Genomic DNA, 18,694 nt, shown 5'->3' with positions numbered 1-18,694 from the left:
TTGGGGGTGGTCATCCGACGCCGACCAGGAGAGCGGTGTTGGCGCCGCCGAAGGCGGCGTTGAGGGTCAGGGCGTGGGTGGCTTCCGACTTTTCGGGACGGTGCTTGATCACGTTGAGGGGGCAGGCCTCGTCGGGGGCCAGCCAGCCGGCGTTGACCGGTAGCTCGCCGTGTCGCAGCGCGAGCGCGGTGACCACCAGTTCGAGCAACCCGGACGCCTCCAACGCGTGCCCGTGCACCGACTTGGTGGAGCTGACCGGGACGCGCGTGCCGTGCGCGCCGAGGGCCCGACGCAGCGCCGCCGCTTCGGCGGCGTCGCTGCGCGCGGTACCGGTGGCGTTGGCGTTGACGTAGCCGACAGCCTGTGCGGGCAGCCCGGCCCGGCGCAGCGCGGCATCGACCGCGCGGGCCAGCCCGGTGCCGCCGGGCTCCGGCTGACAGGGATGGAACGCGTCACCGGCCCGTCCCCAACCGGCCACCGTGGCCACCGGATCGACGCCGCGCCGCCGGCCGGTGCTCGATTCCAGCACGACCGCGGCCACGCCGTCGCCCAGCAGCAGCCCCCGGCGGCCGGCGCTGAACGGGCGCACCGCCCCGTCGACCGCGAGGGCACGACCGGCGTCGAAGAGCGCGAACTGGTCCGACTCCACCAGGTAGCCGGCCGCGACGACCACCCGATCGACGTCACCGCGGGTGATCCGGGCGGCGGCGTCGGCCACCGCCGTGCTCGCCGACACGCAGGCGCTGGTGTAGACCCGGGTGTGGCCGGACAGTCCACAGCGGGCGGCGAGCCGGTCGGCGAGTACGGCCGGCGCCGGGCCGGCATCGAGGGCTGGCCCGCCGTGCACGGCGAGCAGCAGGGCGCACCCCGCGCGCCGCACCCGGTCCAGGCCGGCCGCCCGGCAGGCCGCGTCGATCGCGGCGGCCAACTCGTCGGGGAGCGTGCCGACCTCGGGCACCGTGGCCGCCACGGTGACCCGGCGGGCGGCGGTGTCGAACCGGTCCACCGGCCCGAACGCCGGCACCCCGGCCAGCGCACCGGCGAGCTGCGCGTCGGCGCCCCGGCCCAGGGCGCTGACCGCGTACACGCCGGTGAGCTGGGCGACGCGCGCCTCAACCATCTGCGGAGGCGCTCAGCGACGCCCGGAACACCACCAGGGCGTCGTCGACGGTACGGATACCGGACAGTTCGTCGTCGGTGAGGTCGAGCCGGCATTCGTAGCGCTGCTCGACGAGGTGCACCAGCCAGGCAAGCTCCATCGAGCCGATCCGGTCGGACACCTCGGCAGCCGGTGTCGCGGTGAGTTCGGCGAGCATGGTCATCAGGTCAGCTCGCCCCAGATCGGGCTGACCGCTCATCAGGCTTTGTCGCTCGTCGCCGCGGTGACGCGACTGGCGACCATGGTGGTGAACTCACCGACGGTCATCAGGGCCAGTTGCTCCGACTCGTCGTCGGCGAACGTCAGGCCGTACCGGTCCTCGACCCGGCTGGACAGGTCGGCCAGGGCGAGAGATTCCAGGTCGACGCCGGACGGGCCGAGCGTGGTGTCGTCGTCGAGCCCCTCGATGTCGTAGTTCATGTCGACGAGCTGCTCGACGACGAAGGCGCGGACCTCGGCTCTCATGGATACCCTCTCTGGTGGGTCAGCTGACGGTGTCCGGTCGGGACACCGCCTACGTGTGGGTCGGCCAGGACACCGGCGGTCAGCCGGATCCGGCCGCGGTGCCGCTGCGGCGGGCGGGTGCCCTGCTGCTCGGTCCCGGTCACCGGGTGACCGCCGAGCGCAGCGCGTCGGTCGCGCGCACCAGCTTGCCGGTGGTGGTGCGGGGCAACTGATCGACCAGGTGCAGGACGCGCGGGCGCTTGTAGCCGGCCAACCGCTCCGCGAGGAGCTTGTCCAGCGTCTCCTCCGACAGCGGGCCGTCCGGCTGGACGTACGCGGTGATGCCGCCGTCCCAGACCACCACGGCCGCGGCCACCCCGGTCAGCTCGGCGACGGTGGCCTCCACCTCGGTCAGGTCGACCTTCATCCCGCCGACGGAGACCTGCGAATCGAGCCGACCGCGCACCGTGACCAGGCCGGTGTCCGCATCGACGGTGCCGGCGTCGCGGGTGTGCAGCCAACCGTCGGACCACCGGGTCGGGTCGTGCGGTCCGACGTACGGCGACGCCGGGCAGGAGACCCACAGCTCACCGCCGGTCTCGCGGACCTCGATGCCGGGCGCCGGGGCGATCGACGACCGGTGTACGCCGTACAGGTCGGTGCCGATCACTCCGACCTCGGTCATCCCGTACATGTTGCCCAGCGGCACTCCGTACCGGTCGGTGAACGCCCGGGCGACGGCGGCCGGCACCAGCTCGCCCCCGGTGGTCATCCGCCGTAGCTGCGGCAGTGGCCCGGTCGGTCGGGTGGAGGCGAGCAGTCCGATGTGGAACGGAACACCCAGCACGGTGGCCGGTGTGGTGCCGGCGCTGATCGCGGCCAGCACGGCGTCACCGCTGAGCCGCTGGGGCGGGACCAGCTCGACACCGGCGTGCAGTCCGTAGAGCAGGCCGCCGACCAGACCGAGCACGTGCACCATCGAGGGCAGCAGGATGATCCGCTCGCCGGGCAACGCCACCCCGTCGATCCGGGTGTAGCGATGCACCTCGGCGACCAGGTCCGCCGCGGTGCGACCGATCACCTTGGACGGGCCGGTGGAGCCGGAGCTGAGCTGGATCACGGCGTGGCCGCTGACCGCCGGACGGTCGGCGTACCGGGTGACGCCCTCGGTGACGTCGACGAAGATCTTCAGCGCGCCGCCACCGGTACGCACCGGGGCGATGACCACCTGCGGGGTCAACCGGAGCAACGCGCGGTCCACCTCGTGCTCGGTCAGCCGGTGGTCGAGCAGGATGGCCTGCGCCCCGGCCCGCCAGGTGGCCAGCAGGTTCACCACGTACGCCAGGGACGGCGGCAGCCGCAGCGCCGCAGCGCCACCGGGGCGCAGTCCGACGGCGGTGAGCCGCTCCTGCGCGGCGGTGACCAACCGGTGCAGGGTGGCCCGGTCGACAGGCTCGGGCAAACGGAGACAAACGTCCGTCGGCTGGCCTGCGAACAGGACTTCGTCCACCCATCCGGGGTCTGTCGCCGTAGGATCTTCTGCCGTCACTGCCGTTCACCGCCCAGCATCAAAAGGGGCGAAACCGCCCATCACGAACGCTTGTCGGGGTGCTGCGGGGAACCATACGACTCCCACCACACCATCGCCAGATGCGAATGGATGGATCAGAAGAAGCGGCAAGCCGGATTGCCGACAGCCCGTTCGGCGGGCAGGATCGGGCAGGCGATACGGCGGAACGTCACCGAGACATGACGCCTCGTACAACCGTCGCGCGGCCCCACCCGGACGGCCGATGGTGTCGCGGTCACCGGCTGAGCCCGACGAGGGTGGCCAGTCGCGCCACGCTGGCGGCCGCGCGGCAACTGTGCGCGATCTCGGCGACGAGGGTACGAGCAGCAGGCCGGTAGCGGACCTCGTCGGGCGCGATGGCGTCGGCGGCAGCGTGGCGCAGCCGCTCCCGTGCCTCCTGCGGATGCAGCGTGACCGCAGCGGCCTGACCCAGGGTCTGCTTGACGGCGTCGGTGACTGCCGAAGGCACCAGCTCACTGAATTCCGCGCAGGCGGTGTCGTCCCCGCTGAGCAGGACGACGGGCACGTCCAGGTGCCCGGCCGTGGCGACGTTGAGGCCGATCTCGCCCACCGATCGTCCGGCCACCCGCACGTCGAGGATGGCATCACTCATCGGGTGCGCCAGCACGGCAGGCCCGGCACCGGCCCGAGCGTGATAGCCGACGGGCAGAAGGGCGTCGGTGTGCCCGTCCAGCCCGGCGAGCATGCCCAGCGGGCGGGGTGTGCCCCGCACGAGGTGGGCACGGCGGTCGAGGTCCTCCGGCAGGAGATTCCGGAACGTTCCGTGCGCGTCGGCGACCCGGACCACGGCGTCGGGTTCGGCATCGAGAACACCGGCGATCACCGCGTTCGCCTCGGCCGTCATCAACGCCCGGCCGCGCTCGTAGTCGTACCGATCCGGATTCGTCTCGGTGGGATGCACGAACCCCGCGCCGCCTTCGAGGTCCACCGAGATCAGCACCTTCATGGCTACCGGACCCTACGCGCTCCCGACCCGATGTCGACCCCGCGCGGCGCAGCCAAGGCGTCGTCCCGCCGCGCCGATCTTGCACTTTCGGTCGTCGAGATGCGTGAAGTGCCCCCGATATCGCGACAGTAAGTGCAAGATCGCGGGGGGGTCCGTCGATCATGGAGTTGTGGTGCCTAGCTTGGTGCTATTCGGGCACTTTGTCGCCCACCACAACTCCATGATCGACAGGGGGGCGGCGGGGCGGGGCGCGGCAGGGCGGGGTGGGGGGCGGTGGACCTCAGGTCAGGGCCGGGGTTTGGGCGTGGATCTGGAAGCGCAGCGAGCGGGCGTCGGTGAAGCACTCCCGCATCGGGCGCACCAGCTCCCGGTGCTCGGGGCTGCGCTCCCAGGCCTCGAAGTCGGCCAGGCTCGCCCACTCGCTGGTGATCAACCACTGTTCCGGGTCGGTCGACGAGCGGCACACCTGGTCGACCAGGTGCCCCGGCACCCCACCGGCGACCAGGTGCCGCACGTCCTCGTAGGCGGCGAGGAACTCCTCGGTGCGCGGCACCGGCACCCGCACCAGAAAAACCACCCGCGCCCGCTGTCCGCTCATGGCGTCTCTCCCCTCATCGGCACCGCCCCGCGCAGGACCAGCGCACTGTTGAACCCGTCGAAGCCCCGCGCGCAGACCAGCGCGAGCCTGCTGCGCGGCTGGCGGTGTTCGCGCAGGAAGTCCAGCTCGCACCCCTCGGCGACCTCCTGCGGGCCGGCCGACGCGGGCAGCGTGTCGTGCGCGAAGGCGAGCAGCGCGGTGGCCACGTCCAACGCCGAGCCGCCCTGGTACGCCCGCCCGGTCAACGGTTTCTGCGTCGTCACCGGGACCGGCCGGTCGGCGAACACGGCGCGCAGCGCCTCGGCCTCGCTGCGGTCGTAACGGCGTACGCCGAGGGCGTCGGGCAGCACCACGTCGATCCCGGCCGCCGTGACGCCGGCCCGGTCCAGGGCCAGCCGCATCGCCCGCGCGTACTGGATCGGGTCGCCGGCGCTGTCCGCCGTGGTGTGCGCGGCGTCGTGGGTGGAGCCCCACCCGCTCACCTCGCCGTAGACCCGGGCGCCCCGGGCGAGGGCGTGCCCCAGCTCCTCCACCACGAAGACCGCACCCCCCTCGGCCGGCAGGTAGCCGCTGGCCGAGGCGTCGAACGGCCGGTACGCCCGCTGCGGGTCGGAGACGTCGCTGAGCAGCCCGGAGCGCAGCTGGCAGGCCAGCGCGTACGGGCTCAGGGGGCACTCGGTGGCCCCGGCGATCACCACGGGGGTGCCCCGGCGTACCGCGCGGGCGGCGTGCGCGAGACTGTCCAGCCCGCCGGCCGCCTCCGCGACGAGCACCCCGCTGGGGCCCTTGAACTGGTGGTGGATGGAGAGCTGCCCGACGCTGGCCGCGTAGAACCAGGCGATCGACTGGTACGCCCCGACCGTGCGCGACGTGCCACCCCACAGCCGTTGCAGCTCCCGTTGGCCGAACAGGTTGCCCCCGGACGAGCTGGCCAGGGTCACCGCGTAGCCGTACGGGTCGGGGGCCCGGTCGGGCAAGCCGGCGTCGGCCAACGCCAGCCGGGTCGCGGCGAAGCCGAGGTGCGTCCACCTGTCGGTCTGCACCACCTGCCGACTGTCGGCGTAGGAGTCGGCGGTGAAGCCGGGCACCTCCCCGCCGAGGCGGGTCGGATAGCCGGCCGGGTCGAACAGGGTGATCGGCCCGGTCCGGCGGGTGCCGGCCAGCACCGTTCGCCAGTGCGCGTCCGCGCCGATGCCACTCGGCGCGACCACCCCGATGCCGGTCACCACCGCCCGGGCGGCGCTCACACCGCCGGGCCGGGTGGCGCTCACGCCGCCACCGGGCCGGACGCCGCCGCCGGGCCGCGCAGCCGGCGGAACACCATCGCCGACTGGAAGCCGCCGAACCCGCTGCCCACCGACAACGCCACGTCCACCGGGACCTCCCGGGCCTCGTTCGGTACGTAGTCCAGGTCGCACTCCGGGTCCCGGGTGCTCCAGTTGGCCGTCGGCGGCACCACACCGAACTCGATCGCGAGGGCGCACGCCGCCATCTCGATCGACCCGATCGCACCCAGCGAGTGCCCGACCATCGACTTGATCGAACTGATCGGCACCCGGTACGCGGCCTGACCCAACGCCCGTTTGAACGCGGCCGTCTCGTGCCTGTCGTTCTGCTTGGTACCCGAGCCGTGGGCGCTGATGTAGGACACCTGCTCGGGGAGGATCCGCCCCTGCTTCAACGCGTCGGTGACGGCGAGGCTCATCTCCAGGCCGTCCGGACGCAGCCCGGTCATGTGGTAACCGTTGCTGCGGCTGGCATAGCCAGCCACCTCACAGTAGATGTGCGCACCCCGCCGGCGGGCACGCTCGAGCTCCTCCAACACCAGCACCGCCCCACCCTCGGCCAGCACGAACCCGTGCCGGTCGGCGTCGAACGGACGGGAGGCGTGCGCCGGGTCGTCGTTGTCCGGGCTGGTCGCCTTGATCGCGTCGAAGGAGGCCACGGTGACCGGCGAGATCGGCGAGTCCGCCGCGCCGGCCAGCATCACGTCCGCCTCACCGTCCACGATCATCTGGTGGGCGTAGCCGATGGCGTCGATGCCGGAGGTGCAGCCGGTGGACACCACCTGCGCCGGGCCGTGCAGCCCGTGCCGGCAGGCCACGTCGGCGGCGAGGCTGCTGGGCACCAGCGCCTGATAGAGGTACGGGCCACCGCGCGTCGCGTCGACAAGCCAGCGCTGGCCGTGCTCGCTGACCGTGACGTACTCCTGCTCCAACGCCATCGTGCCGCCCACGGCGGTGCCGAGCACCACGCCGGCCCGGTCCCGTTCGACGTCGGTGAGCACCAACCCGGCATCGGCGACGGCCTCCGCGGAGCAGGCCAGTGCGAACTGCACGTACCGGTCGGCCCGGCGTCGTTCGGCGTCGGTGAGCCCCGCGGCGACGGGGTCGAAGTCGCACTCGGCGGCGATCTGCGACCGGAACGCCGACGGGTCGAAGAAGCTGATCCGCCGGGTGGCGGTCCGCCCCTCGGTGATGGTCTTCCAGAACCGGTCCCGACTGGCACCCCCGGGGGCGACCACCCCGATCCCGGTCACCACCGTGCGGCGTCCGCTCACGACGCCACCTCTGTTCGCGACTGCGGGGCTCGCAACCCCGGCGCACTCCTCGCGCTCACCCACGCCACCTCGGTTCGCGACTGCGGGGCTCGCAACCCCGGCGCACTCCTCGCGCTCACGACCCACCGCGCTGTTCGGCCAACTCGGTGTCGACGTGCCCCAGCTCCGGGCGGGGGGCGAGCGGGCCCAGGTGGAAGACCACCTCGGCCGGTTCGACGCCGGTGTTGCGCAGTCGGTGGCGCACGTTCACCGGTACGAATAGCGCCTCACCGGCGGCCAGGAGTGTCGGTTGGTCGTCCAGGTCGACGGTGATCGCGCCGCGCACCACGTACAGGAACTCCTCGCTGTACGGATGGTAGTGCTCGGCGATACGCTCGCCCGGCGCGAGGGCGGCGACCCCGAGGAAGCCCGAGGTGCTGCCGACGGTGCGGGGGCCGAGCAACACCCGCAGCTCACCGCCGCGTCGCCGGTCGGCGGGTACGTCCCCGGCGGCGATCGGCCGGGTGCTCAGGTCACTCATCGTCGGCCTCCGTCGGGTCGGCGCCGGCCGCCGGGGCGTCCTGGTCGGCGCGCTGCCGGGCGATCCGCTCCACCCGATCCTTGATCACCGCGAGTTGGATGACGCTGTTGGTGTTGATCCGCTCGGTCATCCCGGCGTTGTCCAGCGGCGCGGTCGGCTTCATCGCGAAGTCCTGCGTCCAGGTCATCCGAGTACCACCGGCCTCCTCGGTGTAGCGCCAGTGGATCCGCATGTACTCGAACGGCCCGGTCTCCACCCGGTGCGCCCGGACCTGCCTGCTCACCGGGTCGGAGGTGCGCTCGCTGACCCAGCTCCAGGCCACCCCGTTCTCATCGGGGTACATGGTGAGTCGGAACCGCACGGTGTACCCCTCGCGGTGCAGGATCTCCACCACGGCGTACTCGGTGAACAGTTCGGTCCAGTTCGCCACGTCGTTGGTGACGTCCCAGACCAGCGCGAGCGGCGCGTCGAGGAACACGCTGTTCTCGGTGTGCCCGGGTGGGTCGGCGCGGCGGGCGATCAGGTCGGCCACCGCCGGGATGCTCAGCTCGCTGGCCTGCTCGGGGATGCTCACCTGCCACCGGTCGGCGACGACCGCGGAGAGTTCCAGCAGGGCGAGGGAGTCCATCCCCAGCTCTTCCAGCGACGCGGCGGGTGACCGGGCCGCCGCGTCGGCGTCCAGCCCGCAGTGCGCCACCAGGATGTCGGTGATCTCGGCGGTCATTCCTCGACCATGAGTGACGGTCATCGGGTCCTCCTGAGGGTTATGTCGGGCTCCGCGGCGGACGCGGGGCGCGGTGCGGGGGTGGCCGTGGGCCGCTGCGCGGACGCGCCGAGCAGACGGTCGACCAGGCCGGTGGTGTAGCGGCCCTTGCGGAACGCGGCGTCGTCGAGCACCCGCCGGACGAACGGGATGGTGGTGTGCACGCCCGGCCCGGCGATGTCGAACTCGTCCAGGGCCCGCTCCAGCCGGTTGAGGGCCAGCTCCCGGTCCGGCGCCCAGACGATCACCTTGGCCAGGAGCGAGTCGTACCAGGGGCCGACCAGGTAGCCGGCGCTGGCGTGGGTGTCGACCCGGGTGAACGGGCCGCCGGGTGGGGTGAACCGCGCCAACCGGCCGGGGGTCGGTGCGAAGTCCCGTTCGGGGTCCTCGGTGTTGACCCGGCACTCGATCGCGACGCCGTGCAGGCGGATCTCCTCCTGCCGCCAGCGCAGCGGCACCCCGGCGGCGATGTGCAGTTGCTCGTGCACCAGGTCGATCCCGGTGACCATCTCGGTGACCGGATGCTCCACCTGGATCCGGCAGTTGATTTCCAGGAAGTGGAACTGCTCCTCGGCGTCGACCAGGAACTCCAGCGTGCCGGCGCCGACGAAACCGACACGCAGCGCGCCGCGCAGGGCGGCCTCGGCGATGGTGTCGAGGACGGCGGCGGACAGGGCCGGGGCGGGTGCCTCCTCGACCAGCTTCTGGTGCCGGCGCTGCACCGAGCAGTCCCGGGTGCCCAGGTGCACCCCGTTTCCGTGGGAGTCGCAGAGCACCTGCACCTCGACGTGGCGCGCCTCGGTGAGGTAGCGCTCGACGTACACCCGGTCGTCGCCGAAGGCGGCCTGCGCGGCGGCCCGGGTGCGGGCGTACGCCCGGCGCAGCTCGCCCGGGCTGCGCACCACCGTCATCCCCCGGCCCCCTCCCCCGGCGGCGGCCTTCACGATCACCGGGTAGCCGACGGCCTCGGCCACCTCGGCCGCCGCGGCGGCGGTCGGCACCGGCGCGACGCTGCCCGGCGACAGGGGCAGGCCGGCGCGGCTCAGCAGCGCCCGCGCCGAGGACTTGTCGGCCAGCGCGGCCATCACCGCGGGTGGCGGGCCGATGAAGATCAGTCCGTTGTCCGCGCAGATCTCGGCGAAGTCGGCGTCCTCGGAGAGGAATCCGTAGCCGGGATGGACGGCCTGCGCGCCCACCTGTCGGGCCGCCTCCACGATCGCGGCGGCGTTGAGGTAGCTGCGCCGGCTCGACGCCGGCCCGATCCGGACGGCCTGGTCGGCGAGGCGGACCACCGGCGAGTCGGCGTCCGCGGCGGAGTAGACCACCGCCGTCCGCACGCCCAGCTCCTTGCAGGCGCGCAGCACCCGCAGCGCGATCTCGCCCCGATTGGCGATCAGCACGGTCTCGAACATGGTCAACCACCCTGTGCGGTCATGCCGGGTCCAGCTCGACAAGCGGCTGGTCGTACTCCACCGGGTGGCCGTCCTCGACGAGGATCGCGACCACCCGGCCGGCGCGGTCGGCGGTCACCTCGTTCATCAGCTTCATCGCCTCGACGATGGCGACCGGCTGGCCCGGGCGGACCAGGTCGCCCACCGCGACGAAGGGCTTCGCGCCGGGCTCCGGCGCCCGGTAGAAGGTGCCGACCAGCGGTGCCCGGACCGCCGCGGCCACCGGCGGCCGGTCCGGTGCCGTGGACCGGCCGGCGCCCGGTGCCGCCGAATCGGCCGGCCCCGAAGGTGTGTCGGCACGGGCCGGCTCCTCCGGGTGCCACTCGACCTCCAGCACCGCCGGGCCGCTGCGCAGCCGGATCCGGCGCACCGGCCCGGCCAGTTCGGCGATCAGGTGGTGCGCCTGCCGGCGCAGCCCGGCCAGCGCCTCCTCGTCACCCATCCCGGTGTCGTGGGGCGTCCCGACCGTCGACACCGTCGCCTCACCGGCGGTCACCGGGCACCCGCCCGGGAGCCGGCACGGGTCGTGCCGAAGCGTCGGAAGCGCTGTCGGCGCAGGCGTACCAGCATGGCGGGCGGCACGTCCAGCAGCGGCAGCAGATTGGTCAGCAGGGCCGCACGCAGCCGGCGCGCGGTCTCCGCCGGGTCGTCGTGGGCGGCACCGGACGGCTCCGGTACGACCTCGTCGACAACCCCGAGCCGGCACAGGTCCGGCGCGGTCAGTCGGAGCGCGCGGGCGGCCTGTGGTGCGGCGGACCGGTCCGGCCAGAGGATCGCGGCACAGCCCTCCGGACTGATCACCGAGTAGACGGCGTTCTCCAGCATCAGCACCCGGTCGGCGACGGCGAGGGCCAGGGCACCGCCGCTGCCGCCCTCTCCGGTGATCACCGCGAGCACGGGGGTGGGCAGTACGGTGAGGGTGAGGATGTTCTCCGCGATGGCCGCCGCCTGGCCCTGTTCCTCGGCGCTCACCCCGGGGTCGGCGCCGGGGGTGTCCACGAGCGTGACCACGGGCAGGCCGAGGCGGGCGGCGAGGCGCATCAACCGCAGCGCCTTGCGATGCCCGGCCGGGCTGGCCATGCCGAAGTTGCGGGCCACCAACTCGGCGGTGGTGTGCCCCTTCTGGTGGCCGATGACCATCACGTGCCGGTCGGCCAGCCGCGCCACCCCGCCCACGACGGCCGGGCAGTCCGCGCCCAGCCGATCGCCGTGCAGCTGCAGGAACCCGTCGAAGACGGAGTCGAGGTAGTCCAGTGTGGTGGGTCGCCCGGGGTGCCGGGCCATCCGGACGGTGTCCCACGCGTCGCGTACCGCCGGGTTGGTCGGCTCGACCCCGACGGTCGTCGGGTCGGCCGGGCGCGCGGGCGTCGGGCCGGTCTCGGCGAGGCGCTCGCGACGCGGCGCCGGCTCCTGCCGGGGTACGGGCGGACGACTCGGGCGGGTGGCGCGGGTGGCGGCGAGCAGCGCCCCCAGCCGAGGGCGCAGGGACCGGCGCTGCACCACCATGTCGACCTGCCCGTGCCGGAGCAGGACGTCGGCGGTCTGGAAACCCTCCGGCAGGGCCCGGCCGGTGACCTGACGGATCACCCGGGGGCCGGCGAAGCCCATCCGCGCGCCGCTCTCCGCGAGCACCAGGTCGGTGTTGGTGGCGAACGACGCGGCCACCCCGCCGTAGGTCGGGTCGGTGAGGACGCTCACGGTGAGCAGGCCCGCCTCGCGCAACGCGGCGATGGCCTGGCTGACGGTGGCCATCTGCATCAACGACAGCACGCCCTCCTGCATCCGTGCCCCGCCGGAGGCGGTGACCAGGATGAGCGGGATCCGGTCGTCCAGCGCCCGTTCGGCGGCCCGGGTGATCAGCTCGCCCACCGCGCAGCCCAGGCTGCCGCCGAGGAAGCGGAAGTCCATCACCGCCAACACGGCCGGGTGACCACCGATGGTGGCGGTGGCGCAGACCACCGCCTCGGAGAGGCCGGTGCTGGCGCGGGCGGCGCTGAGCCGGTGCGGGTACGGCAGCACGTCGACGAAGTCGATCGGGTCCGCCTCGGGAAGCTGGTCGGGCAGCAGGCGCAGCGACCCCGGGTCGACGAGTTGGCGCAGGCGTTCCGGAGCGCCGAGGCGGGCGTGCTCGCCACACTCCGGGCAGACGTCCAGGTTGCGGCGTAGCCGTTTGCGGTAGAGCAGGCTGGCGCAGCCGGCGCAGCGGGACCAGAGCTGTTCCTCGCGGGGTGCGGTGGCGGTCACGGCCGCCGCCGGGTGTCCGGGGCGTCGAACCGGTAGAAGCACCGCGCCATCGCATCGCGCGGTGAGCGCCAGGTGGACAGGTACGGCGACACGTACGGGCGCAGACGGTCGCTGACCCGGATGAACTCGGGGTGGCCCCGGGCACCCTCCACCGCGCTCTCCGCCGGTTGCTCGGTCTCGAGCAGGTGCACGTAGAGGTCGTGCAGCCGGTACAGCGAGCGGTGCCGGACACCGACCAGACGCGGCAGTTCCGTCGCGTCCGACTCGGCGAAGATCTCGGCGACCCGCTCCTCGGCGGTCGGATCCACCTTCGCGACGATCAGCGATCGGTCCATGCTGGGCCTCCCCCCACGGCGTCCGGCCGGCGACGGGTCGCCCCCGGACGCTGGACGACTGCCGACACGATGCGGCAGTCCTCGTCACGGCGGCGTCACCGGGCCACACCGATCAGCGACGCCCCTTGGTGACGCTGCGTTGACGCAACCTGTGTATCAGCTATGCGAGCGTTGTATCCCCTCACAGCGTTTGCGCAGTTCGGAAGCGATCTCAGGTTGACTGTCGCCAACAGCAGGCCCACCGCGCCGTTGACTCAACGTGACTGTTATTGATAATCTTCACCGTGGTCAGCCCGGCAGCCTCGGCGGGCGGGGCCGCGCCCGGCAGCCGAGGGCCGCGCCTGCACCGGTGGGGCCGACAGTGGCGTCACGGGCAACCGATCCGGGCCACAGCAGACAGTCGGGACGAGCGTTCCGCAGGGGGTGCCGCCGTGACCGCTGACCCGTCCGTGCCGACCGCCGGGGGCCCACCCGGAGAGGGCGTCGCACTCCACCTGCTCGGCGGTTTCCGGCTGTTGCGCGAGGCGATGCCGGTCGTGGTGCCCCGCGGGCTGCAACGGGTGATCGCGCTGATCGGGCTGCGCCCGGGCGCCACCCGCAGCCAACTCGCCGGCCTGCTCTGGCCCGATGCCTCGGAGGAACGAGCGCTGTCCTCACTGCGCACCGCGCTGTGGCGACTCCGGCAGGACCCGTGCTGCCCGATGACCGTGGCCAGCGACACCGTACGGCTCGACCCGACGGTCCGGCTCGACGTGGACGACCTGGTCGGCACCGCGGCCCGGGTCCGCGACGGCGACGACCCCGGCATCGCCGCGGGAGCACTCGCCGCCGGCCGACACGACCTCCTGCCCGGCTGGTACGACGACTGGGTGCTGCTGGACCGGGAGAGACTGCGCCAACTCCGCCTGCACATGCTGGAACAGGTCGCCGGGCAACACCTCACCGCGGGGCGACACGGCGAGGCCCTGGAAGCCGCGCTGGAGGCGATGGCCGCCGAGCCGTTACGGGAGACACCGCACCGGCTGGTGGTCCGCATCCACCTGGCCGAGGGCAACGCCTTCGAGGCCGTCCACGCCTTCTACGTCTACCGGGACCTGCTGCGCAGGGAGCTGAGTCTGGAGCCGAGCCCCGCGATGAGCGCCCTGCTCGACGACACGCTCGCCCCGATCCGGCAGGCCACCCGCGACGCCGTCACCGACCGCCCGTCACCGGCGGGCCGGCGTACGTGACGGAGATGTGACAGACGCTGCGGCACGGTAGGCGCACAGAGCACGTGGCGCCGATCCGAGGGTCGGGAGGCCACCGGCGGAAGGGGTCCCATGAGTCGTCTACTGATCGTCAGCCGGATCATCCCGGGCGCGGAGGGGCGGGTCGCGCAGATCTTCGCCGAATCCGACGCCACCGACCTGCCCGGTCTGACCGGCGTCACGCACCGGTCCCTGTACTGCCTGCACGACCTGTGCGTACACCTGCTGGAGACCTCGGACGACGTCGACCCGGACGCCCTCGCGGCGGCCCGCAACCACCCGCTCTTCCAACAGGTCAACGAACGGCTCTCCGCGCACACCTCGCCGTACCTGCCGACCTGGCGCTCCCCCCGGGACGCCATCGCCGGCTGCTTCTACCGGTGGGACGCGCGACCGGCCAGTACCGACGGGCCGGCGGCGCGACCGGCCAGTACCGACCTACCCGCGGCGCGACCGGCCGGTACCGACGCGCCCGCGGCGCGACCGGCCGGTTGAGATGTCCGGCGCACCGCCGCACGTTCTGGTCATCGGCGCCGGCACGGGCGGGTTGTGCCTGGCGCACGGCCTGCGCCGCGCCGGGATCAGCGTCGCCGTCTACGAGCGGCACCGCGACCGCGCCGACGGTCTGCTCGGCTACCGGGTCGGCATCGGCCCCACCGGTAGCCGGGCGCTGCGGGAATGCCTGCCCCCGGAACTGTTCGCCACCTTCCTGGCCACCTGCGCGCGGCCGCCGCACTACTTCAACGTGGTCACCCAGGGGCTGCGCCAGACCGCGTCCTTCCCCCTGCGACCGAGCGCCGACCCGGTACACACCGAACATTCGGTGGCCCGGATGGTGCTGCGCCAGGTGCTGCTGACCGGCCTGGACGACGTGGTGCACTTCGACAAGACCTTCACCCGCTACGAGCAGCGCGACGACGGCACGGTCACCGCGTACTTCGCCGACGGCACCAGCGCCACCGGCAACCTGCTGGTGGCGGCGGACGGCACCCACTCGGCGGTACGCCGCCAGTACCTGCCGCACGCCGTCACCCGCGACGCCGGCACCATCAACATCGCCACCCGCATCCCGCTCACCGCGCACACCCGCGGCCTCGTCCCGGAGCGGGTCCGCCAGGGCATCTCCCTGATCTTCGGCGTCGGCGGGATGATGGGCGTACTGCACGTCATGGAGTTCAAGTGGGACGCCCGCCGGGCGATCAAACCCGGCGTCAGCGACGCCGACGCCGCGCTGCTGCGCAACTGGCCCGGCCTGGCCCACGACACCACCACCGACAACATCAACCTGATCATCTGGAGCACGGGTCGCCGATTCCCCGCCGACGTCATGGAACGCCGCGGCGAGGACCTGGTACGCGTCGCCCTGGACCTCACCTCGAACTGGCACTCGAACCTACGGGAGTTGCTGACCCGGGCGGACCCGGCCAGTGCCCTACCGATCCGGGTGTCCACGTCCGAGCCGGTGCCGCCCTGGAAGAGCAGCACCGTCACCATGCTCGGCGACGCCATCCACACCATGACCCCGGGTCGCGGGGTGGGCGCGAACACCGCACTGCGCGACGCCCGCCTGCTCTGCGAACAGCTCGGCCGCGCCGCCACCGGCGACAAGACGCTGGTGCAGGCGGTCGCCGACTACGAGGCGGCGATGGTGCCGTACGGCTTCGCGCGGGTCGCCGAATCGCTCAACCGCAGCGGCACCAGCGGCGACGACCGGATGTACCGGCCGGTGGTGGGTCGGCTCGCGCTGCTCGGCGCGCGCGGCTACTTCGGAGTGACGAGTCGGGTACCCCGGCTGCGGCGCCGGTTCGTCGACGACTTCCACACCTACGAGGGCGACCAGGCCTGAGTCAGACATCGGCCCGGGCTCGGCGTCCCCCGCCGGGCCCGGGTCTCGTCGTGCCGGGTCTCGTCGTGCCGGGTCTTCGTGTCGTCCTGGTGCGACGTTGCTTGTCTGGTGGCGACGCCGCTCTGGTGGCGACGCCGCTTGTTCGGTGCGACGCTGCGTTACTCGGCGGGCACCGCCTGAGGTGGTCACCCCGACCGGGACGCCTGCGGCCGATCCTCTCACTTGCCGGCAACACGCGTGTGCGAAGCTGCGGCGAGTTTTTCTCGTGCCTTTTCCAACGAGTTGAGAGGGAGGTTCGCCGTGGCGTGGTCTATCGGACACTCGCTGATAGTGGTACTGGCACTGTTGCTGGGCCTGGCCGCCGGGTGGCTGCTGCGCGGCCGGCGGGGCGTGCAGGGCAATTCGATAGTGGACGGAGATCCGGTAGCCGGCCTGGCGGTGATCGCCACGCCGACGCCGCCGGCCACCACCGACGAGGCCCGGCCCGCGGCCACCATCGACCCGGCCCCCGTCGCGGTCGCCGACGAACCGGTGCCGGTGGACACGGTCAGCGCGCCCGCCGCCGTCACCGGACCGGACAGTGGGCCCACACCGGTGGAGGTCCCGGCGGACGCCCCGAGCACCGTCGACCCGGCCGACATGGCGCTGACCGAGGCCCCACCGTCGGCACCGTCCGACGCGTCTGACCTGCCGTCGGAGCCCGTTGTGGAGTCGACCCCCGAGCCGGTCACCGTCGAGGAGCAGCCCGCCCCGGCGGCCGTGATCGCCCCCCGCCGGCCCGCGGACGACCTTCCGCTCGACACCGCGCCGGCCGACGAGCCGACCGCAGTCAGCCAGGCCGACGAGCCGACGTCGGTCACCCCGGTCGACGAGCCGACCGCGACCAGCCCGGCGGACGAGCCGACCGCGGCCGACCTGGCCGACGAGCCGACCGTGGTCACCCCGGCCGATGAGCCGACCGCGACCAGCCCGGCCGACGAGCCGACCGCGGCCGACCTGGCCGACGAGCCGACCGCGACCAGCTTGGCCGGCGAGGTGGCGGCCGAGGCCGCGGTGCCGGTGAACGCCGACGCGCGGAACACCGACCCGACGGACGCCAACGGCGTGCAAGCAGTGCCAACGGACGCGGACGCCGAGCCGGAGTCGTCGGCGGTGGCCGTGCCTGCGGTCGTACCGGCCGTGGCCGCGACCCCTCCGGTCGTGACGACCGCTGCCAACGGCACGGACGCCGACCTCACGGGCCCGGCCGACGACTTCCGCCGGATCCAGGGGATCGGGCCGAAGATGGCGGCGGCGTTGCAGGACGCCGGTGTACGCACGTACGTCCAACTCGGTGCGCTGGACGAGGCGGCGCTGCGTGACCTGATCCGGGCCGCCGGCCTGCGCGCCGCGCCCGGGCTGGCCACCTGGCCACAGCAGGCCCGCGTGCTCGCCGGTGCCGGCGACGAGATGGCCGCCGTGCTGCCGGGCGGCAACCCGTCCTGACGTACGACATCGAACCCCCGGTCCACCGTCTGACGCGACGGTAGGCCGGGGGTTCGGCCGTCGAGGCCGCACCATCCACGGCCCCCACCGAAGGGGTGATCGACTCGGCTCTCAGAAAACCGGGCCAGCCAACCCGCCCAGACACCCCGACATGCAGGAAGCCGAGTCGATCACCTCGGTTGGGGGAAGGCACGGCGAATTCGCGGCCGGGCGGTCGACCGATCGTTACCGTCCGTTCAGGTGGACCGGACGGGTCCGTCGAGTCGACCGGTTCCGCAGGAGTAGCCGTGCACCTCGCCGCGCCGGAGCCCGGGTCCCCACGGGCCCGGCGCCCGCCGGTGCGCGACCCGGAGGCCCCGCGCCGGGTGACCCTCCTCGAACTCTTCTTCGACCTGGTGTACGTGGTCGCCCTGGCGCTCATCTCCCGGGGCATGGTCGACCAGCTCGACTGGCACCGGGCCGGCCAGGCGCTGATCCTGCTGGCCGCCGTCTGGTGGACCTGGGTGATCACCACCCTGGTCACCGACCTGTACAACCCGGAACGCACCGAGATCAAACTGCTGATCAGCGCCGTGATGTTCGGCGCGCTGCTGATGACCACGGCGATCCCGGAGGCGTTCGGCGACCGCGGGATCGCCTTCGCCGGCACCTACGTGGCGATCCACCTCGGGCGCGGACTGTTCCTGATGCCGGCCGTCCGCCGCGAACCGCAGACCCAGCGCCGCGCGGCACGCATCTTCATCTGGTTCGCGGTGTCCGCGATTCCGTGGATCATCGGCGCGTTCGTCAGCGAGGACGCCCGCCTGGCGTGCTGGGCCGTCGCGCTCGTCATCGACTACGTCGGTTTCCGGCTCGCATACCCGGTGCCGGGGCTCGGGGTGGTGCCCGAACCCCAGCGCAACGTCACCGCGGAGCATCTCTCCGAGCGTTACCAGCAGTTCTTCATCATCGCCCTCGGCGACGCCATCCTGACCATCGGCACCATGTTCAGCACCGCGCACAGCGAGACGCAGAACATCGGCGTGTTCGCGGTGGCGTTCCTGACCACCCTGCTGCTCTGGCGGATCTACGTGCACAAGTCCGGTCAGCTGCTACCCATGGCCATCAAGGGGTCGGGGTCACCGAGCAAGTTCCTGTTCACCGCGCCGTACACCCATCTGCTGATGGTCGCCGGGGTGGTGACCACGGCGGCCGGCTTCGACCTCGTGTTGCACGAGCCGGCCGGGCGGACGCCGCCGGCCTGGGCGGCGGTGATCCTCGGCGGCCCGGCACTCTTCCTGGCCGGCCGGGCCTCCTTCGAGTACGAGGTGTTCAGCCGGGTGTCGGTGTCGCGCCCCGGCGGTGTGCTGGCACTGCTGACCATCGCGCCCGCCGTGCTGTTCCTGCCGCCGGTGTTCGCCTCGCTCGGCGCGCTCCTGGTGCTGGTCGGGGTGGCCTACGCGGACTTCCGGCGCAGCTACGGCAAACCGGCGGAGGCCCCGTCCCCACCGCACTGACACCAACCG

The 18,694-nt window shown here is 73.0% G+C and carries 19 protein-coding genes and 1 pseudogene; 6 read left to right on the top strand and 14 right to left on the bottom strand.

The genetic code is table 11. The features are described 5' to 3' along the window. Positions 1 to 10: 10 nt before the first annotated feature. The 3 genes from AB0B14_RS12930 to AB0B14_RS12920 are packed head-to-tail and all read right to left on the bottom strand — an operon-like array spanning position 11 to position 1,624. Positions 11 to 1,120, bottom strand: coding sequence for a beta-ketoacyl synthase N-terminal-like domain-containing protein (locus AB0B14_RS12930; protein ID WP_357522521.1), 1,110 nt, complete (start codon positions 1,118 to 1,120; stop codon positions 11 to 13). Further along, positions 1,113 to 1,358, bottom strand: coding sequence for an acyl carrier protein (locus tag AB0B14_RS12925; RefSeq protein WP_357076623.1), 246 nt, complete (start codon positions 1,356 to 1,358; stop codon positions 1,113 to 1,115). Before AB0B14_RS12925 ends, AB0B14_RS12930 begins: the two co-directional genes overlap by 8 nt. Next, entirely contained in the window at positions 1,358 to 1,624 is a 267-nt protein-coding gene (locus AB0B14_RS12920) for an acyl carrier protein (RefSeq protein ID WP_357076620.1), read from the bottom strand. Before AB0B14_RS12920 ends, AB0B14_RS12925 begins: the two co-directional genes overlap by 1 nt. A 14-nt stretch (positions 1,625 to 1,638) precedes the next feature. Between AB0B14_RS12920 and AB0B14_RS12915 the strand changes: the two genes are divergently transcribed. After that, positions 1,639 to 1,836, top strand: a complete 198-nt coding sequence (locus tag AB0B14_RS12915; RefSeq protein ID WP_357522520.1) for a hypothetical protein — start codon at positions 1,639 to 1,641, stop codon at positions 1,834 to 1,836. Here AB0B14_RS12915 and AB0B14_RS12910 read toward each other — a convergent pair. From AB0B14_RS12910 to AB0B14_RS12860, 11 genes are all read right to left on the bottom strand, one after another. Then, positions 1,764 to 3,113: a class I adenylate-forming enzyme family protein gene (locus tag AB0B14_RS12910; RefSeq protein WP_357522519.1), complete on the bottom strand. Its 1,350-nt coding sequence runs from the start codon at positions 3,111 to 3,113 to the stop codon at positions 1,764 to 1,766. The two genes, AB0B14_RS12915 and AB0B14_RS12910, sit on opposite strands and share 73 nt — an antisense overlap. Positions 3,114 to 3,408: 295 nt before the next feature. Then, positions 3,409 to 4,140, bottom strand: coding sequence for a M55 family metallopeptidase (locus tag AB0B14_RS12905; RefSeq protein ID WP_357522518.1), 732 nt, complete (start codon positions 4,138 to 4,140; stop codon positions 3,409 to 3,411). A 280-nt stretch (positions 4,141 to 4,420) separates the two neighbouring features. After that, positions 4,421 to 4,738, bottom strand: a complete 318-nt coding sequence (locus AB0B14_RS12900) for an antibiotic biosynthesis monooxygenase family protein (protein WP_357079828.1) — start codon at positions 4,736 to 4,738, stop codon at positions 4,421 to 4,423. Next, positions 4,735 to 5,985, bottom strand: coding sequence for a beta-ketoacyl synthase N-terminal-like domain-containing protein (locus tag AB0B14_RS12895; protein WP_357079834.1), 1,251 nt, complete (start codon positions 5,983 to 5,985; stop codon positions 4,735 to 4,737). The genes AB0B14_RS12900 and AB0B14_RS12895 overlap by 4 nt, the downstream gene beginning before the upstream one ends. A 20-nt stretch (positions 5,986 to 6,005) precedes the next feature. After that, positions 6,006 to 7,298: a beta-ketoacyl-[acyl-carrier-protein] synthase family protein gene (locus tag AB0B14_RS12890; protein WP_357522517.1), complete on the bottom strand. Its 1,293-nt coding sequence runs from the start codon at positions 7,296 to 7,298 to the stop codon at positions 6,006 to 6,008. Between the two features lie 115 nt (positions 7,299 to 7,413). Then, entirely contained in the window at positions 7,414 to 7,818 is a 405-nt protein-coding gene (locus AB0B14_RS12885) for a cupin domain-containing protein (protein WP_272611493.1), read from the bottom strand. Then, positions 7,811 to 8,566 carry an SRPBCC family protein gene (locus AB0B14_RS12880; RefSeq protein ID WP_357079820.1) on the bottom strand — a complete coding sequence of 252 codons (756 nt, stop codon included), beginning with the start codon at positions 8,564 to 8,566 and terminating at the stop codon, positions 7,811 to 7,813. The genes AB0B14_RS12885 and AB0B14_RS12880 overlap by 8 nt, the downstream gene beginning before the upstream one ends. Further along, positions 8,563 to 9,993: an acetyl-CoA carboxylase biotin carboxylase subunit gene (locus AB0B14_RS12875; protein ID WP_357079817.1), complete on the bottom strand. Its 1,431-nt coding sequence runs from the start codon at positions 9,991 to 9,993 to the stop codon at positions 8,563 to 8,565. The genes AB0B14_RS12880 and AB0B14_RS12875 overlap by 4 nt, the downstream gene beginning before the upstream one ends. A gap of 19 nt (positions 9,994 to 10,012) precedes the next feature. Further along, complete coding sequence (gene accB, locus AB0B14_RS12870) at positions 10,013 to 10,474, bottom strand: acetyl-CoA carboxylase biotin carboxyl carrier protein (protein ID WP_357522572.1); 462 nt, start codon at positions 10,472 to 10,474, stop codon at positions 10,013 to 10,015. A gap of 50 nt (positions 10,475 to 10,524) precedes the next feature. Continuing rightward, positions 10,525 to 12,276, bottom strand: coding sequence for an acetyl-CoA carboxylase carboxyltransferase subunit alpha (locus AB0B14_RS12865; protein WP_357522516.1), 1,752 nt, complete (start codon positions 12,274 to 12,276; stop codon positions 10,525 to 10,527). Then, complete coding sequence (locus tag AB0B14_RS12860; protein WP_357522515.1) at positions 12,273 to 12,611, bottom strand: TcmI family type II polyketide cyclase; 339 nt, start codon at positions 12,609 to 12,611, stop codon at positions 12,273 to 12,275. The genes AB0B14_RS12865 and AB0B14_RS12860 overlap by 4 nt, the downstream gene beginning before the upstream one ends. A gap of 431 nt (positions 12,612 to 13,042) precedes the next feature. On the opposite strand from AB0B14_RS12860, the gene AB0B14_RS12855 reads away from it, so the two are divergent. The 5 genes and pseudogenes from AB0B14_RS12855 (at position 13,043) to AB0B14_RS12835 (ending at position 18,685) form a co-directional block, all read left to right on the top strand. Next, on the top strand, positions 13,043 to 13,840 hold the full coding sequence (locus AB0B14_RS12855; protein WP_357079809.1) for a BTAD domain-containing putative transcriptional regulator: 798 nt from the start codon (positions 13,043 to 13,045) through the stop codon (positions 13,838 to 13,840). A gap of 90 nt (positions 13,841 to 13,930) precedes the next feature. Further along, positions 13,931 to 14,248 (top strand): annotated as a pseudogene (locus AB0B14_RS12850) (TcmI family type II polyketide cyclase); the annotation flags it as partial. A 106-nt stretch (positions 14,249 to 14,354) separates the two neighbouring features. Next, complete coding sequence (locus AB0B14_RS12845; RefSeq protein ID WP_357522514.1) at positions 14,355 to 15,704, top strand: NAD(P)/FAD-dependent oxidoreductase; 1,350 nt, start codon at positions 14,355 to 14,357, stop codon at positions 15,702 to 15,704. A 330-nt stretch (positions 15,705 to 16,034) separates the two neighbouring features. Then, positions 16,035 to 17,189: a hypothetical protein gene (locus AB0B14_RS12840; RefSeq protein ID WP_357522513.1), complete on the top strand. Its 1,155-nt coding sequence runs from the start codon at positions 16,035 to 16,037 to the stop codon at positions 17,187 to 17,189. 287 nt (positions 17,190 to 17,476) lie between these two features. Next, on the top strand, positions 17,477 to 18,685 hold the full coding sequence (locus AB0B14_RS12835) for a low temperature requirement protein A (RefSeq protein WP_357522512.1): 1,209 nt from the start codon (positions 17,477 to 17,479) through the stop codon (positions 18,683 to 18,685). Positions 18,686 to 18,694: the final 9 nt, after the last annotated feature.

The sequence above is a fragment of the Micromonospora sp. NPDC049171 genome, assembly GCF_040648275.1.
Classification (GTDB): domain Bacteria; phylum Actinomycetota; class Actinomycetes; order Mycobacteriales; family Micromonosporaceae; genus Micromonospora.
The sequence above is the reverse complement of the archived record's forward strand: the minus strand, read 5'-3'. Positions and strand labels throughout refer to the sequence as shown.